The 15,957-nt window shown below is 57.1% G+C and carries 19 protein-coding genes; 12 read left to right on the forward strand and 7 right to left on the reverse strand.

All coding sequences use genetic code 11. The features are described 5' to 3' along the window. Positions 1-268 precede the first annotated feature (268 nt). From AC3DKS_RS14750 to AC3DKS_RS14760, 3 genes are all read left to right on the forward strand, one after another. Positions 269-427, forward strand: coding sequence for a hypothetical protein (locus AC3DKS_RS14750; RefSeq protein WP_015753838.1), 159 nt, complete (start codon positions 269-271; stop codon positions 425-427). A 99-nt stretch (positions 428-526) separates the two neighbouring features. Beyond that, complete coding sequence (locus tag AC3DKS_RS14755) at positions 527-964, forward strand: hypothetical protein (RefSeq protein WP_272608447.1); 438 nt, start codon at positions 527-529, stop codon at positions 962-964. Between the two features lie 81 nt (positions 965-1,045). After that, complete coding sequence (locus AC3DKS_RS14760; protein WP_272608445.1) at positions 1,046-1,402, forward strand: hypothetical protein; 357 nt, start codon at positions 1,046-1,048, stop codon at positions 1,400-1,402. Between the two features lie 4 nt (positions 1,403-1,406). On the opposite strand, the gene hemL is transcribed toward AC3DKS_RS14760, so the two are convergent. From hemL to AC3DKS_RS14780, 4 genes are read right to left on the reverse strand one after another with little or no spacing between them, the layout of a single operon-like run. Beyond that, a complete protein-coding gene (gene hemL, locus AC3DKS_RS14765; protein ID WP_272608444.1) occupies positions 1,407-2,690 on the reverse strand; it encodes a glutamate-1-semialdehyde 2,1-aminomutase in 1,284 nt (427 codons plus the stop codon). Position 2,691: 1 nt separating this feature from the next. After that, positions 2,692-3,510, reverse strand: a complete 819-nt coding sequence (locus AC3DKS_RS14770; RefSeq protein ID WP_272608442.1) for a glucosaminidase domain-containing protein — start codon at positions 3,508-3,510, stop codon at positions 2,692-2,694. Continuing rightward, positions 3,507-4,427, reverse strand: a complete 921-nt coding sequence (locus tag AC3DKS_RS14775; protein ID WP_336298670.1) for a 1-aminocyclopropane-1-carboxylate deaminase/D-cysteine desulfhydrase — start codon at positions 4,425-4,427, stop codon at positions 3,507-3,509. The genes AC3DKS_RS14770 and AC3DKS_RS14775 overlap by 4 nt, the downstream gene beginning before the upstream one ends. Beyond that, positions 4,414-4,749 carry a hypothetical protein gene (locus AC3DKS_RS14780; protein WP_272608459.1) on the reverse strand — a complete coding sequence of 112 codons (336 nt, stop codon included), beginning with the start codon at positions 4,747-4,749 and terminating at the stop codon, positions 4,414-4,416. Before AC3DKS_RS14780 ends, AC3DKS_RS14775 begins: the two co-directional genes overlap by 14 nt. A 55-nt stretch (positions 4,750-4,804) precedes the next feature. Here AC3DKS_RS14780 and AC3DKS_RS14785 point away from each other — a divergent pair, with 55 nt between their 5' ends. From AC3DKS_RS14785 to AC3DKS_RS14800, 4 genes are all read left to right on the forward strand, one after another. Next, complete coding sequence (locus AC3DKS_RS14785; protein ID WP_425423079.1) at positions 4,805-4,930, forward strand: hypothetical protein; 126 nt, start codon at positions 4,805-4,807, stop codon at positions 4,928-4,930. A 31-nt stretch (positions 4,931-4,961) separates the two neighbouring features. After that, positions 4,962-5,138: a C1orf53 family protein gene (locus tag AC3DKS_RS14790; RefSeq protein WP_015753831.1), complete on the forward strand. Its 177-nt coding sequence runs from the start codon at positions 4,962-4,964 to the stop codon at positions 5,136-5,138. A gap of 114 nt (positions 5,139-5,252) precedes the next feature. Continuing rightward, positions 5,253-5,825 carry a DUF4136 domain-containing protein gene (locus tag AC3DKS_RS14795; RefSeq protein ID WP_272608438.1) on the forward strand — a complete coding sequence of 191 codons (573 nt, stop codon included), beginning with the start codon at positions 5,253-5,255 and terminating at the stop codon, positions 5,823-5,825. A 108-nt stretch (positions 5,826-5,933) separates the two neighbouring features. Beyond that, on the forward strand, positions 5,934-7,688 hold the full coding sequence (locus AC3DKS_RS14800; protein WP_272608436.1) for an aromatic amino acid hydroxylase: 1,755 nt from the start codon (positions 5,934-5,936) through the stop codon (positions 7,686-7,688). Here AC3DKS_RS14800 and AC3DKS_RS14805 read toward each other — a convergent pair. The 3 genes from AC3DKS_RS14805 to alaS form a co-directional block, all read right to left on the reverse strand. Then, positions 7,678-9,429 carry a M61 metallopeptidase family protein gene (locus AC3DKS_RS14805; RefSeq protein ID WP_272608434.1) on the reverse strand — a complete coding sequence of 584 codons (1,752 nt, stop codon included), beginning with the start codon at positions 9,427-9,429 and terminating at the stop codon, positions 7,678-7,680. The genes AC3DKS_RS14800 and AC3DKS_RS14805 overlap by 11 nt on opposite strands. Positions 9,430-9,494: 65 nt before the next feature. Beyond that, positions 9,495-10,109 (reverse strand): DUF4230 domain-containing protein, encoded by a 615-nt coding sequence (locus AC3DKS_RS14810; protein WP_015753827.1) that lies wholly within the window; start codon positions 10,107-10,109, stop codon positions 9,495-9,497. Between the two features lie 27 nt (positions 10,110-10,136). Then, entirely contained in the window at positions 10,137-12,752 is a 2,616-nt protein-coding gene (alaS, locus tag AC3DKS_RS14815) for an alanine--tRNA ligase (RefSeq protein WP_272608431.1), read from the reverse strand. A gap of 104 nt (positions 12,753-12,856) precedes the next feature. On the opposite strand from alaS, the gene AC3DKS_RS14820 reads away from it, so the two are divergent. The 5 genes from AC3DKS_RS14820 to AC3DKS_RS14840 form a co-directional block, all read left to right on the forward strand. Beyond that, complete coding sequence (locus AC3DKS_RS14820) at positions 12,857-13,834, forward strand: M23 family metallopeptidase (RefSeq protein ID WP_015753825.1); 978 nt, start codon at positions 12,857-12,859, stop codon at positions 13,832-13,834. After that, on the forward strand, positions 13,834-14,163 hold the full coding sequence (locus AC3DKS_RS14825; protein ID WP_015753824.1) for a MerR family transcriptional regulator: 330 nt from the start codon (positions 13,834-13,836) through the stop codon (positions 14,161-14,163). The genes AC3DKS_RS14820 and AC3DKS_RS14825 overlap by 1 nt, the downstream gene beginning before the upstream one ends. Before the next feature lie 59 nt (positions 14,164-14,222). Further along, on the forward strand, positions 14,223-14,822 hold the full coding sequence (locus AC3DKS_RS14830) for a LemA family protein (RefSeq protein ID WP_015753823.1): 600 nt from the start codon (positions 14,223-14,225) through the stop codon (positions 14,820-14,822). A gap of 3 nt (positions 14,823-14,825) precedes the next feature. After that, complete coding sequence (locus AC3DKS_RS14835) at positions 14,826-15,263, forward strand: TPM domain-containing protein (protein ID WP_015753822.1); 438 nt, start codon at positions 14,826-14,828, stop codon at positions 15,261-15,263. Beyond that, positions 15,244-15,957 (forward strand): TPM domain-containing protein (locus tag AC3DKS_RS14840; RefSeq protein WP_474732495.1); only part of this gene is annotated, 714 nt, incomplete at its 3' end. The genes AC3DKS_RS14835 and AC3DKS_RS14840, both read left to right, overlap by 20 nt.

Below are 15,957 nucleotides of genomic sequence, written 5' to 3' on the forward strand. Positions count from 1 at the left end.
TTCCGTGAATTGTTACATACAGACAGGGGTTTAACGAATCTTTGGCCAATTGTTAAGAATCTTTTGGAAAAGCAACTGTAGGGTAAATCCGACAAAATGTTCGATTTCATCGATTAACTGTCAGGCGGGCAACCCGATTCGGGACCTCTGCGACCCTTTGCCCACAAACCAGGTGCCCTTCACATCAGAAATCGGCCAAAAGACAACATCGCTACAGGTGGTATAGGGCATTCCCCTAATTTTGATAGTAACCTAACCCCCTGAAACCATGAATTACAAAACAAAAAGCCTACTGTATTTCCTGGCCTTCGCCGCAAGCGCACTGATCTATTATACTTCTGACCATCCTGCAGGCGACAACCAACCCGGGCAAAATGAAATTGCCGCCAAAACTCCCGTCGAAGATGAGTCTTCAGCAACTTTCTGAGTTATTCCCGGAACGTTAAACATCTGCCAAATACACAGTCGGGATTAAACCCCCGGCTCCTTTCGGATTCTAATTACCAGAACCCTAAAAGAAAGAAGTATGAAAAATTGGATTTTTACAGGACTGCTCTTCCTGGGCCTCTCCCTCAGTGCCCAGCGCGGTCCCCGACCCCACCACGCACATTCGGATGCGCCAAAACTCACCAGCGAACAAATCGCCACCCTGCAGAGCAAAAAGCTTACCCTGGCGCTCGACCTGAGCAAGAGCCAGGAGAGCCGGGTCCGGGAACTCCTCGAAGGACGGATTGCTGCTAAACGCGAACTTTTCAACCAACGGCGTGATGGCGCGGATTCCACGGGAATGCGCGGGCAACGGCCGAATTTTGACTCCATGGACGAGCGCCTGGATGATCAGATCGCATTCCAGCGCGAATTGCAGGAAATACTCAGTGAGGAACAATACCAGCAGTGGAAGGAAATGCGCCACCACCGTAAAAAGCCGCAGCGGCATGCCAGGCGGATGCACGGAAAAAGCTAACAATGAGAACAGGGCACGGCCCTGTTTTTTTTATACGATTCCCGAAATGTGCGCGTTAGAAAATAAAGACATACCCGTATTATGTGCCGTTTCCTGAAAATTCTCCTAATCGCCACCCTGGCCTTCCAGGCAACCGCCCTGAATGCCCAAAAGAACAAAAAGGACAAAAAGGACAAAGCCAAAATCACTGTTGCGGACCTTCTTGCCGAAGCCAACGCCCAGGCCGATATGCGCACTGCGGAGATCGCCGATGAATTCGGCATTACCGCCCCCGAGGAAAAAAACAAGATCAAACAGGCATGCCGCAAATACTACAGGGGCCTCGTCCAGTTAGAACTTCGAAACTCCACTAAAAACTCCAGCAGTTACCAAAAGCGGCAGGAGAATATCCGCAAGGACTATTACCGGGCGCTGCGCAAGGTACTCCCGCAATCCTGACGCCCTAGTCTTTCAGGGCACCGGCGGCTGCATCGATGGCCAGGTCCAGGTCTTCAGCAGTCAGGGCATCATTGAGGAAATAACTCTCAAACGCACTCGGGGGCAGGTAAACGCCCCGGTTGAGCATGCCGTGGAAATAGTTGCGGAACCGGTCGTTATTGCCCGTAGCCGCCGATTCAAAATCCCGAACTTCCCGATCCGTAAAGTGTACGGAAATCATCGAACCGAAACGGTTGATCCGGTAGGGGTGTCCGGCTTCCTGCAGGACGTGCTCCAGGCCTTCGTGCAGGTAGGCGGTTTTCGATTCAAGGCGGCTGAACACTTCGGGATCTGCCTCAATGGCGCGCAACATCGCCAGGCCAGCACCCATGGCGAGCGGGTTGCCGCTCAGGGTACCCGCCTGGTACACCGGGCCTTCCGGGGCCAGGTGCGACATAATTTCGGCAGGGCCTCCGAAGGCGCCTACCGGCAACCCGCCACCGATGACTTTCCCAAAGGCTACAAGGTCTGCGGAGATACCCAGGGCTTCCTGGGCTCCGCCGGCTGCCAACCGGAACCCCGTCATCACTTCATCAAATATGAGCAGCGCCCCTGAATCGGTGCACAGCTGGCGGATGCCTTCCAGAAATCCCGGCTCGGGCGGGATACACCCCATGTTCCCGGCCACGGGTTCCAGGATCACGGCTGCCACCTCCCCGGGATTCGCCTCAAACAACCCCTTTACGCTTTCCAGGTCATTGTACCGGGCCAACAGGGTGTCCCGCGCTGTCCCCTGGGTTACCCCCGGGCTGTTCGGGCTGCCAAAAGTCACCGCCCCGCTTCCGGCTTCTATCAGGAAGGCGTCGGCATGGCCGTGGTAGCACCCGGCAAACTTGATGATTTTTTCGCGTCCGGTATAGCCCCTGGCCAGGCGGATCACGCTCATACAGGCTTCCGTGCCGCTATTGACAAACCGGATTTTCTCGATGCCGGGTACCATGGAAACGGCGAGTTCCGCCACTTCGGTTTCCAGGGCCGTGGGCATACCAAAGGAAGTGCCCTTTTGTGCCCTTCGGGTGACGGCCTCCACCACGGGTGGAAAAGCGTGCCCAAAGAGCAGGGGGCCCCAGGAGGCTATAAAGTCGATGTACTCATTGCCATCTTCGTCCGTAAAACGGGATCCCGCTGCTTCCCGGACAAATACCGGGGTGCCCCCTACGGATTTGAACGCCCGAACGGGGGAATTCACCCCTCCGGGCAATACCCGGCTGGCCTGCCGGAACAGTTCGCTGCTGCGCTTGTATCGCATATTACTTATTGTTGGAATCGGCCCGGACTTTCAACAACTGCCCGATTGCCAGGGCGCTGCTGCTGAGCCTGTTGATTTTCATGAGTTCGTCCACGGACATGCCGTAGCGGCGGGATATGGCGTACAGGGTATCCCCCGCCTGCACCCGGTGCGTATTGTAGATCCCTTCGGACACCGTAACCGGCGCCTTCCGGCGTACCATGGTACCCAGCACTTCGGCGTCATAACGCTGCAGGTTGTACCGTTCAATCAACCCGATGAGTTTCTGGGGGTAACGGCGGTCCGTGGCATAGCCCGCCGCCTTCAGGCCCCTGGCCCAACCCCGGTAATCGTCGGGGTCCAGGGTAAAGAGTGACCCGTAACGGGACCGGCTCGAAAGGAAAATACTGTGGTCGCGGAAGGAGTACATCGGATGGTTGTATTTCCGGAAGCATTCCCCCCGTGCGTCATCGTCGTGGGTGGCGTAGTCGCCCTCCCAGCCCGTATGGCATTTGATACCGAAATGGTTGTTGGTCTTCCGGGTGAGCTCCCCCATGCCGAAACCGCTCTCCAGCAGGCCCTGGGCCAGGGTGATGCTCGCCGGGATCCGGTAAGTCCGCATTTCGCGCTGGGCAATTTCGGCAAAGGTCCGGATGTACTCCTCCGGCGATCCGATCTCAAAAAATACGAAATCCCCGGTGTCTTCCGGCAAGTCTCCGGATGGGGCCGACACGCTCTTCTGCCCCGTCAGCGCAGGGTTGGCCCGCGAGGCCCGTTTCTTGCTCCCGCAACCTGTAAGGAGCCAACCGGCCAGGCATGCAAACAACAATATCCTTCTCATAGTTGCAACAAAGGTAAGCCCTTTTTCCCCAATTTCAGGTTCATGCCCCGGATTCCCTGCAACCCCCCGGTGTGGATGGCGAGGATCCGCGTCCCCGGTTGAAACTGCCCCCGTCGGGTTTCCTCCAGGATGCCGTAGAGCATTTTGCCCGTATATACCGGGTCCAGGGGCACCCCGGTTTCGGTTCGGAAATCATTGATAAAACGGACCAGGCGGGCATCGATTCGGGCATACCCCCCAAAATGAAACTCCCCGGACAGTGTCCAGTGTTTCCCCGGAATCCAGTCCCGCAAGCTGGCTTCCAGGCCGGATGCCTTTAGCGCTGCATATCCGCGGACCTGCTGCCCCGGCACTGCTGCAGCCGCCAGTCCGGCCAGGGTGCCCCCGGTGCCTACGGGGCAGCAAACCCGGTCGAATCCGGCATCGGCCTCGCCGAGGATTTCGGCACAGCCCCGGACGGCCGCCGGGTTTGTCCCCCCTTCCGGGAGCAGGTAAGCCGGGCCAAATTGCCCCAGTAGTTCCTGAAGGTATTCCGGGGATTGGCGCCGGGCATAGTCCCGACGGGAGACAAAATGCAAATGCATGCCTGCATCCCGGGCATCCGCCAACGTAGGGTTCAGGGGGGAAACCGCCAGCTCGTCCCCGCGGATGACTCCGATGGCCCGGAACCCGAACTGCCGTCCCGCGGCAGCCACGGCGTGGATATGGTTGGAAAAGGCACCCCCGAAGGTGAGCAGGGTTTGGTGCCCGCCCCGTTGCATCTCCCGAATGTTGTACTTGAGTTTTCGGTATTTGTTCCCGGACAGACCCGGAAATAATTCATCTTCCCGACGGATCCAAAGCCGGACGTCCCGCTCCCGAAGTATGGGAAGGTCAATCTCGCAGGTGGCTGCCTCCGACATCTTAGGATGGCTCAAAGAGGTAACGGACAAAACGGAAGGCGCTGCGGTTCTCCAGGTACTCAGCATCCCTTTCGTGCCAATAAGCCTCGCGTTCAAAACTGATATTCCTGTAGGCCCGGTAGGTATCCAGGTAGCAGATGCAGCGGATGGTCCATTCAACCGCGTACCACAAATAGAAAAAGACCACCAGGAGTTCTGCCTGTTGGCGCAGGTGGATGCGTTCGTGGTTGATCAGCACCCGGTCAGCCTTCAGGGCCGGGTTCCGTAAAATTATAAACGGCCAGAGGGAAAGGCCCACATAGCTCCGGTAGAAAAAATGTTTGAAAACCAGGATCATACCGTTTGCATAACGTACGCTTGTAAAGATAATTGTTAAAATCGGACGAACGACATTGCCCCGTTCGCTATCCGGGAAAACGATTGTCGAATCCATGAAGTCCTTTGTGGAATCCATGAAATCCTTTGAGGGATCCATGAACTCCAAAGCCCCGACAACGCAGGGCACGGGCGAATTTTAGTAAATTTACGAAGGAACCCCATCCGGATGCCATGAAGGAACCCGAACTGCCGGAAGACGCAGATTTTTACTGGACCCCCGAAGGGTACAAGGTCTTTACCGCCCGGTACCACCTGAAACGGGGCTATTGTTGTGAAAGCGGTTGCCGCCACTGCCCCTACGGCTACGACCCCCGCACCAATACGCAACGCGGCGGCAAGGGCCGCTGATTGCTTCCCGGACCATCGCCAGCCGGCAGCCACTGCCGACACGTGCATTTCCGGGGGATTCGGCACGGTATTTGTGCCATTATTTAAAAAATTGCTGATTAAATTGAAGAAACTATGAGACCCATATTGAAAACCACATTCCTGCTGGCGGGTTTTGCCCTGCTGGCCAGTTGCAGTTCGGTCCGCGTCGCTTCCGACTACGACCGGGACGCGGATTTTTCCCGCTATGCTACCTATGCTTTTTACAAAACCGGGATCGACAAGGCGCAGATCTCCGACCTGGATAAAAAGCGAATCCTGCGCGCTATTGATAATGAAATGAGCTCCCGGGGATTTGTGAAATCGCAGAACCCGGACCTGCTTATCAGCATCTTTACCACGGAAAAGGACCGGGTGGATGTTTACAACAACAACTTTGGCTGGGGCTGGGGTTGGGGCTGGGGCTGGTACAACCCCTGGGTCTGGGGGCCGGGCGGCTGGAATTACGGCCCCACGGTAACCACCCGTACGGAAGGCACGCTGTATATCGACCTGATCGATGCGGAGGCCAAAGAGCTCGTCTGGCAGGGCAAAGGGACCGGCATCCTCGGGAACACCTCGAACATCGAAAAGAAAGAAGCGCGCATCCGGGCCTTCGTATCCCGAATCCTGGAGCGCTATCCGCCGGGTGGCGTCGCTGCCAACTAACCCTTGTTCTGGCCTTCCGCAAAACCCAGAACCCTGCCGCGGCAGGGTTTTTCCGTTTTTCGGGTTACCCTTCAAATTCGTATCTTTAAATAGCGTGAAAACTAATCTATGAGCTACGAAAGCAACCCGATACTGGACCGCCTGCCCAGACACCTGAGGCAATACATCAAACCTCAGAACTACGACGATTACACCCCTATCGACCAGGCCGTCTGGCGCTATGTAATGCGTAAAAATGTAGATTACCTCAGCCGGGTGGCCCACCCCTCCTACCTGCCCGGATTAAAGAAAACAGGGATTTCTCAAGACCACATCCCGAACATGTACGGCATGAACCGCATCCTGAAGGAAATCGGCTGGGCTGCCGTGGCGGTAGACGGGTTTATACCGCCCGCGGCCTTTATGGAATTCCAGGCCTACAACGTGCTGGTCATCGCTTCGGATATCCGCCAGCTGGACCACATCGAATACACCCCGGCCCCGGATATCATCCACGAGGGGGCCGGCCATGCCCCGATTATTGCGAACCCCGAATACGCGGAATACCTGCGGCGGTTTGGCGAAATCGGATGCAAGGCGATATCCAGTGCTCACGACTACGAGGTTTACGAGGCTGTCCGTCACCTGTCCATCATTAAAGAGGCCACGGGTACGGACCCGGAAGAAATCGAAAAGGCCGAGGCCCGAATTGACGAGTTGCAAGCCCGGGATGTAGCGCCCAGCGAAATGTCCCTTATCCGGAACCTGCACTGGTGGACGGTGGAATACGGCCTGATCGGCACGCCGGAAAACCCGAAGATCTACGGGGCCGGCCTGCTTTCTTCCATCGGGGAAAGCAGTTGGTGTATGACCGACAAGGTGAAAAAAATCCCCTATTCCATCGAAGCGGTGCGGACTTCCTTTGACATTACCAAGCCCCAGCCGCAATTATTTGTAACCCCCGACTTTGCCTTCCTCAGCCAGGTTCTCGAGGAGTTTGCCGGAACCATGGCCCTGCGCAAAGGCGGCCTGGACGGCATCGAAAAACTGATCCGCTCAGCGGCCCTCGGTACGGCTGAGTTCAGTACGGGCCTCCAGGTTTCCGGGGTATTCACCGATGTGGTTTCCCACGACGGAAAGCCCGTTTATATCCAAACCCAGGGGCCCACGGCCCTTGCCTATCGGGAAAAACAACTGATCGGGCATTCGACGGCCCACCACCCGGACGGTTTCGGCGCGCCCGTGGGCAAGCTTAAAGGCATCAACCTGGCCATTGAAGACATGAGCCCGCGCGATCTGAAGGCCTACAAAATATATGAGGGGGAACGCGTACGCCTGGAATTTGAAGACGGGGTGGTCGTGGAAGGCGATATCGTCACGGGGACCCGGAACCTGCAAGGCGAGATCATCCTGATTACCTTTTCGGACTGCCGGGTGACCCATGCAGGCCGGGAGCTCTACACCCCGGACCTGGGGCTCTACCATATGGCAGTAGGGGAACAAATAGTTTCGGCTTTCAACGGGCCCGCCGACAACGCGAGTTTCGACCGGGTGACACACACCCCGGAAACCACTACAATCAAGCCCAGGAAAAGCCCGGAACGCTTGCGGCTGGAACGCCTGTACGGCCAGGTCCGCGAATTCCGCGAGGGAACCAACACAACCATCTCGCGCAACAAGGTGCTGCGCGAACTCAAAAACCATTTCCCAGAGGACTGGCTGCTCCCGGTGGAACTCTACGAACTGGCCAAAGGCGGGAAAGACGCCGATTTTGCCGGTGAAATCCTGGACCACCTGGAAGCTGTCAAGCAGCGGCGGCCCGAAATCGGCCACCTGGTTGATGACGGGGTATCCCTGGCCCGGGGAGAAACGGTTACTTACTGAGCGCCTCCCGGTTCTCCGGGGTGTCCAGAAGCTGCGGGATGGGTTCCTTGCGCCTGGGAAGATAACTTACCGGATATTCCCTCCCATTGCGCCGCACGACCAGTTCTACTTCTTTGTCGGTAGCCCCCATGTAGATGCTCCGGGATAGAACCCGATCCCCCTTGCGGACACCGGAGGCAAATGCCGCGGATTCCGGGTCGACTGAAATAACGGAGTCGCGCTCCGGGCTGAAAGTAAAGCCCAGGTGGAACAGGTCGGCACCCGTTTTAAAATCCAATTCCAGGTCGCGGAAGTAATCTTCCAGGGGCAGGAGCTCCCCGTTTTCGATGTATTTGTGAAAAAACGGCTGCAAATCCTCCACCAGGTAGGCATTGGCACGCTTTACAAAATGGCCTCCGGAAAGCTTAAACCCCTTCTCCCGGCTGTCCTTCAACAAGTCCCGCATCAGGTTGTCCAGGCTTTTGCGACGTTCGGAAACAGCCCGGATCTGCTGGTCCAGGTAAAACGCAAACAGGAATCCGCGATAATAGGGGAGCTTTTCATAATCCCGGCTGCTCCAGAAATTTTCATATGTAATATCGCTATTGGGGGCCGTACGGACGGGGGAGGCTGCCAGTTGCCGAATTTTCTCGTTCACCGCTTCGATGTAATACCCCCAGTCCTTCCCGGCAATTCCGTAGGCAGCGATGTTTTTGGCCGTGTAGTATTCGGTGAAACCCTCGCTGAACCAATACTGGGCTTCCTCCGATTCATTCTCAATGGCGTGGCCAATCCAGTTGTGCATAAGTTCGTGGTTGAACAGGTATACCAACTGATCCAGGGACGTGGAAGCATTGTTGGAGACGGAAGTGGCAAAAGAATTGGTAAGGCCCGTGCCCTGGTAACTACTGCCCCGCTCCAGGGAGAAGGGGCGCATCGTCACGGTAAAATAAGGCTGGCTGTGGTCCTGCCAGAAGTCCCGCTGGGCGGCAAGGGTTTGCCGGAGAAGATCCATGACCTCTTCGGGCGAAAAGGGTATCCAGTCGCCCCGGATGGCCAGGTGGACGGTATTGCCCTTTACGTCGGCGGTCAGCACCCGGAAATCCCCCCCGACAAACACCGCACTCATAAACCGATCCAGGTCGATGGCGCCCAGGTCCTGCTCCGGTTGTTGGCTGCCAAAACTATTGTGGACCACCCCAGGGGCTTCCCATCCTTCCCAGGAAAGCCTCACGGCAGCCCGGTTTCCGAAACCTTCTCCGGAAGCCTGCCCTTGTCCCTCCCCGGCCTTCCCGCCCGCCTGGTAATGCTCGGGCACCATCAGCAGGTTATGCGCAAATACATGGAAATACTCCGGTTGGACGATTGGTCGGTAGGTCAGGGAGGGATCCCCGGAAAGCGGTTGGTCCTGGATGATTTTATAGCCAACCTCCAGGGGGCCGGTGCCAGTCGCGTGGCTGATCTCCACCCAGCCGCTGTCCCGGTTGATGACCGACGTGCCCTGGCCGGCATGCATACGGAGGTCTTTCACGGTATTCCAGAGGCTGTCCTGCCCCCAGGCATTGTCGGCAAACAGCAGTCGGGTTTTCCCATTTTCTGCGGGCTGGAAGGCAATCCTTACCTGAAGGGCGGGCAGGGAATCCCAGGAACTCCGGGATATCTTATAATCGAGACCCGGCAGGACGGGTTCCGGCTGGCACCCGGAAAACATGACGAAAAGGGCCGGGGCGATTACCCGGCACAGGAAAACGATTCGGCGCATCAATGGTGTGTTTACCCTAATAGACGAAAAGTCGGCAAAAGTGTTTCATTTCCCGGAGGCCGATTTTAATCGCGGAAGACATCCGGCCCCGGCACCGTGTCCAGGGGGCGCTCCTGATAGGTGAGTTGCCAGCCCATGGACCGGGTGAGCACCCAGAATTCCGCCAGTTCGCTCAAAAGGCGGTTTTGCGCATTACTGCGCAGGGTGGAAGCTTCCACCTGACTGCGGATGCGCTCTGTTACCCGGTGCTTGATCGCGTTGTAATCCTCTGCCCCGAAGGGGTTCAGGAAGTCTGCCGTCACATCGTAGTACTCGATATCCGGTACAATCGCAATCTCCGGTTCGGGGATGTGCAGCAGGTGCAGCGTTCGGGTTTCCCGGTCGAGCCGGTAGGAAAGCCCTTCCAGGTCATACGCTACCGTGGCGCGGGCATTGACTACCACCAGGGCCCGTTTGCGGGCAGACAACAGGGATCCGAATAATTCCCGGGAATCCTCGTAGGTGTATACCTCTGCAAAGTGTCCTTCGGTCACAATCAGTTTGGAAACCTGCTCCAGCTGTTTCTGAATCAGCAGGGACTGCTCCTGCAACACCGATTCGCGTTCGGACTCCTGCCGGCAGGACCGGTAGATCAGGACGGCCGCCAGTGCCAGTAAAACGCCTGCGATAAATCTTTTCATGTTGAATGCGCTGTTCGCGCGGTTCGGTTATTGCAAATAACTTGCAGCCGCCTCCAGGGCTTTCCCGATGCCCGAGGGGTTTTTTCCCCCGGCCGTGGCAAAGAACGGCTGTCCGCCGCCCCCTCCCTGGATGTGTTTGCCGAGTTCCCGGATAATGGCCCCGGCATTCAGGTCTTTCTCCGCTGCCAGCCCCTTGGAAATATACAGCGTCAGGAGGGCCTTCCCGTCCTGCTCTGACCCAAGCAGCAGAAAAAGGTCTTCCACCTCCCCGCCCAGCTGGAAAGCCAGGTCTTTCATGGAGGAGGCATCCAGGTCTACCTGCCGGGCGAGGAAATGGACCCCATCCCGCTTATCAAGGGCCGACTTGAGGTCGCCCTTGAGGTTGCCGGCCTGTTCCCGCTTAAGTCTTTCGAGTTCTTTTTTCAACCCGGCGTTCTCCTCCTGCAGGCTCTCTACAGCCTGCAACGGGTCCTGGGCGTTTTTCAACCGGGTCCGGATGGCCTCCAGTACGCGTTCTTTGTCGGCAAAGTACTCCCGTACCGCATCGGATGTTATCGCCTCGATACGCCTTACGCCGGCTGCGACAGCACTTTCCGAGAGGATTTTAAAATGCCAGATCTCGGCGGTATTATCCGCGTGGGTGCCCCCGCAGAGCTCGATGGAATCCCCGAAACGGACTGTGCGGACCGTATCGCCGTACTTTTCGCCGAACAGGGCCATGGCCCCCGCTTCCAGGGCTTCCTGCATGGGGACCCCTTGTTTTATTTCCACGTCAAGGCCGTCTGCTATCCGCTCATTGACAAAGTCCTCCACGCGCCTGAGTTCCTCGTCCTTCAACTTTGAAAAATGCGAGAAATCGAACCTGAGATACCCGGGCTGAACGGCAGAGCCCTTTTGTTCCACGTGACTACCCAGGACCTCCCGCAGCGCCTGGTGCAGCAGGTGGGTGGCCGTGTGGTTGCGCCGGGTCTGCTTACGCCTCTCGGCATCCACCACGGCGAGGAATTTGGCACCGGGGTCTTCGGGCAATGCTTCGGTAATGTGCAGGATTTCGTTGTTTTCTTTCCGGGTATCCAGAACCGGCGTTCTTGCCCCATCTGGGCCCTCCAGGTAGCCCGTGTCCCCAACCTGGCCGCCGCCTTCGGGATAAAATGGCGTTTGATCCAGGACGATTTGGTACCGGGTCCCGGCCTTGCTGGATGTGACCTGCCTGTATTTCCGGAGTTTTACTTGAGATTCCAGGTGGTCGTAGCCCACAAAAACGGATCCAGTTCCCGGATGTACTTTCACCCAATCTTCGGCAGCGCTCTCGGAGGCCGCCCGGGAGCGGTCCTTCTGCTCCTTCATGGCCGCGTCGAACCCCTGGCGGTCCAGTTCGTAGCCGCGCTCCCGGAGGATGAGCGAGGTCAGGTCGATGGGGAACCCAAAGGTGTCGTACAGTTCAAAGGCCCTGCCGCCATCCACGGTTTTCCCCCGGGTTTCGGCGATTACGGCATCCAGGCGCGCCAACCCCTGTTCCAGGGTCTTCAGGAAGGAAACTTCTTCTTCCCGTACCACGTTTTCGACCAGCCGGCGTTGTTCGGCCAACTCCGGGAAGGCCTCCCCCATCTCCGCCACCAGGGTACCCACCAGGCGGAACATAAAAGGCTCCCGGGCACCCAGGAAGGTAAACCCGTAGCGGATGGCGCGGCGGAGGATCCGACGGATCACATAGCCGGCACCCGAGTTGCCTGGAAGCTGGCCGTCTGCGATGGTAAAAGATACGGCCCGGATATGGTCGGCAATGACGCGGATGGCAATATCGTCCTCCTCCGATTGGCCGTAATCCTTGCCGGTGATCTTTCCGATCTCCCTGATCAGCGGGGTAAACAGGTCCGTATCGTAATTGGACCGAACCCCCTGCAGGACCATGCACAGCCGTTCAAAGCCCATGCCCGTGTCGATGTGCTTCTCCGGAAGGGGCTCCAGGCTGCCGTCCGCCTTTCGGTTATACTGAATAAAAACCAGGTTCCAGATCTCCACCACCTCGGGGTGGTCCTGGTTGACCAGTTCGGACCCGGGGGTTTTCCGGCGTTCTTCTTCCGGGCGGATATCGACGTGGATCTCCGAACAGGGGCCGCAGGGCCCCTGGTCGCCCATTTCCCAGAAATTGTCTTTTTTGGACCCCATCAGGATCCGGTCTTCCGGCAGGATGGCCTTCCAAAAGTCATAGGCCTCCTGGTCGCGCTCCAGGGCGTCCGCATCGGAACTTCCCTCAAAAATGGTCACATAGAGCCGGTCCCTGTCGATCCCGCAGACTTCCGTCAGGAATTCCCAGGCCCACCCGATGGTTTCCTCCTTGAAATAATCGCCGAAACTCCAGTTGCCGAGCATCTCAAACAATGTGTGGTGGTAGGTGTCCCTGCCCACCTCTTCCAGGTCGTTGTGTTTGCCGCTTACCCGGAGGCACTTCTGGGTGTCGGCCACTCGGGGGTATTTCGGGTTGCTCACCCCCAGGAAATACTCCTTGAAGGGGTTCATCCCGGCGTTGACAAACAGCAGGGTGGGATCGTCTTTGACCACCAGGGGGGCCGAAGGCACGATCCGGTGTCCGCGGTCTTTGAAAAATGTTAAAAATCGGCTTCGTATCTCTCTGGAAGTCATATAAGAACGTCCTCTTACTTTAAATTTCGGTTATTATGCGAAACTATTTTTATATTTGTTGGTCAGCATCCTGAGACGGCACAAAAATAGGATAAAATCCCTTCATGACTAAGGTTAAGTACTATTACGATCCGGACACGCTTTCCTACCGGAAGATTGAGCCGAAAAAGTCCCGGAAGTACCGGAATATCGCGCTTTTTGTGATTGCTTCCGCCTTATTCGGCTTTATGGGCCTTATGCTGTTGCTCAATACGAACCTGCTCAACACGCCCAGGGAACTCGCCCTGCAGCGGGAAGTGAACAATTTTGAATTGCGGTTTGAGCTCCTGAACCGCAAAATGGACCAGATGGAACAGGTACTGGCCAATATCGAAGACCGGGACAACAATATCTACCGCCTGTATTTTGAGGCGAACCCGATTCCGGAGGAACAGCGCCGGGCCGGGTTCGGCGGAGTAAACCGCTACAAGGACCTGGAAGGGTTCAACAATTCGGATATGATCATCGCCACCACGAGGCGTATGGAGATCATCCAGAAGGAGATGGTCATCCAGTCCAAATCTCTGGACGAGATCACCAAACTGGCGGCTGAAAAGGAGGAATTGCTTGCGGCCATTCCGGCTATACAACCCATCAACAACGATAACCTTACCCGAATGGCCTCCGGGTACGGTTGGCGCTCGGATCCCTTTACCAAAGCGCGCAAAATGCATTGGGGCATGGATTTTACTGCTCCGCGGGGCACACCCGTCTACGCTTCCGGCAACGGGACCGTATCGCGGGCAGACAACAACGCCTCCGGCTACGGAAAGCACATCCGGATCGACCACGGCTACGGATATATGTCCCTGTATGCCCACCTGAGCAAGTACAACGTCCGCCGCGGCCAGCAGGTCAAGCGCGGGGACCTGATCGGTTTTGTGGGAAGTACCGGGCGGAGCGAGGCGCCCCACCTGCACTACGAGGTATGGAAGGACGGCGACCGGATCAACCCGATCAATTTCTACTACGGCAGCCTCACGGCCGAGGAATTCGATAACATGCTCATCCGCGCCAACCAGGAAAACCAATCGCTCGACTGATGCACGTAGAACTTCCAGAGAAACGGTATTACGGCATTGGCGAAGTGGCCCGGGCCTTTGACGTGAACACCTCCCTGATCCGTTTCTGGGAAAAGGAATTCGACGTATTGCAGCCCAAGAAAAACGCCAAGGGAAACCGCAAGTTCACCCCCACGGATATCAAAAACCTGGAGTTGATCTACCACCTGGTCAAGGAGCGCGGTTTCACCCTGGAGGGCGCTAAGATCCACCTGAAGGAGCACCGCCAGAAAACCCTCAGCAATTTTGAGATTATTCGGAAACTCGAACGGGTTAAGGCGGAGCTGACCAAGATTAAGGACCAGCTCTGATGTAACTTTTTAGCGATTTTCGCTACTCATTCAATACAACCATCAAAAACCGCAATAGCATGAAAAAATGGCTTATCCCTTTAATAATAGTCGTCCTCGTTGTTTTCGGCGTATATCGCTGGGCCGTGAGCTTCAACAACACGGCTGTCACCTATGAGGCCAATGCAGAAACCGCCTGGTCCAATGTGGAGAGTTCCTACCAGCGGCGGAACGACCTGATCGGCAACCTGGTAAAGACGGTGCAGGGAGCAGCGGATTTTGAGCGGGAAACCCTGCAGGAGGTGATTGAGGCCAGGTCCCGGGCAACCTCCACCACCATCGATGCCAACAACCTCAGCGCCGCCCAGCTGGCCGAATTCCAGCAGGCTCAGAGCGGCCTGTCCTCCGCCCTTTCCCGCCTGCTCGTGACCGTGGAACGCTACCCGGAATTGCGGGCCAACCAGAATTTCCTGGAATTGCAGAGCCAGTTGGAGGGCACCGAGAACCGCATCAACGTGGCCCGCGACCGCTACAATGAGGCCGTGAACACCTACGACATCCACATTAAAAAATTCCCGAACACCATCCTGGCAGGCTGGTTCGGCTTTGAGGAGATGCCGCGGTATACGGCAGATGCCGGCTCGGAAGTAGCTCCCGACGTGAATTTCGACTTCGACTAGGCCATGTCAGAAGCCGATGCCCTTTTAAGCCCGGAGGAAGAAACCGAGGTAGTTCGCGCTATCCGGGAGGCAGAACGACAAACCTCGGGGGAAATCCGCGTGCACCTGGAATACACGGCCCAGGGCGACCCCATGGAACGGGCCCGGGAGGTATTCCTCGCCCTGAAAATGGAGAATACCCGGGAGCGAAACGGGGTACTGATCTACGTCGCCGCCAGGGACCACCGTTTTGCCATTATCGGAGACAAGGGCATCGACAAGGCCGTTCCTGCTGGTTTCTGGGATTCTACCCGTGACGCCATGCAAAACCACTTTCGCAATGGCCGGTTTGCCGAAGGGCTCATCGCCGGCATCCGGAGTGCGGGCCGCGAACTAAAAACCCATTTTCCCTGGAAACCCGACGACACGAACGAACTGAGCAATGAGATTTCAAAAGGCTAGCCGCATCTTACTACTTGCCTGCCTGCTTGCGGGCAGCTGGCTGAATGCCCAGTTCCAGATTCCGGAAAAACCCCCGGAATCCGGGCAAACCAGCCTCTACGACTATTACGGGTTACTGAGCGACACCCAGGCACAGCAGTTGGAGCAAAAGCTCATCCGCTATTCGGACAGCACCTCCACGCAGATCGTGGTGGCCATTATCGCCTCTACGGAAGGGGAAAACATCCAGTACCTCGGGGCGCAATGGGGCCAGGCCTGGGGCATCGGCCAGGAAAAGGAGGACAACGGCATCCTGGTGCTGCTCGCCCGGGACGACCGGCGGATCGGAATCAATACCGGATACGGGGTGGAGGAGTTTCTCACGGACGCCCTGTCCCGCCGGATCATCAACCAGGTGATTATCCCGGAATTCAAAGCGGGCGACTACTACGCCGGCCTGGACAAGGGGACGGATGCCATCTTCCAGGTGCTGACCGGCCAGTTTGAAGGCTCGGGCCGTACCGACGGAGGGCGCTTTCCCTTTGGGGCATTTTTGCCGTTTTTAATCTTTATCGTAGTAATAATTATCCTGGCGTCCCGTCGCAACCGCGGGGGTGGTTCGGGCGGCCGCAGGCGCGGCCTGGACCTCTGGGACGTGATCATCCTCAGCAACATGGGCCGGTCCGGTTCCTCCGGAGGCGGCTTTGGCGGGGGC

Source organism: Robiginitalea sp. (genome assembly GCF_982776155.1).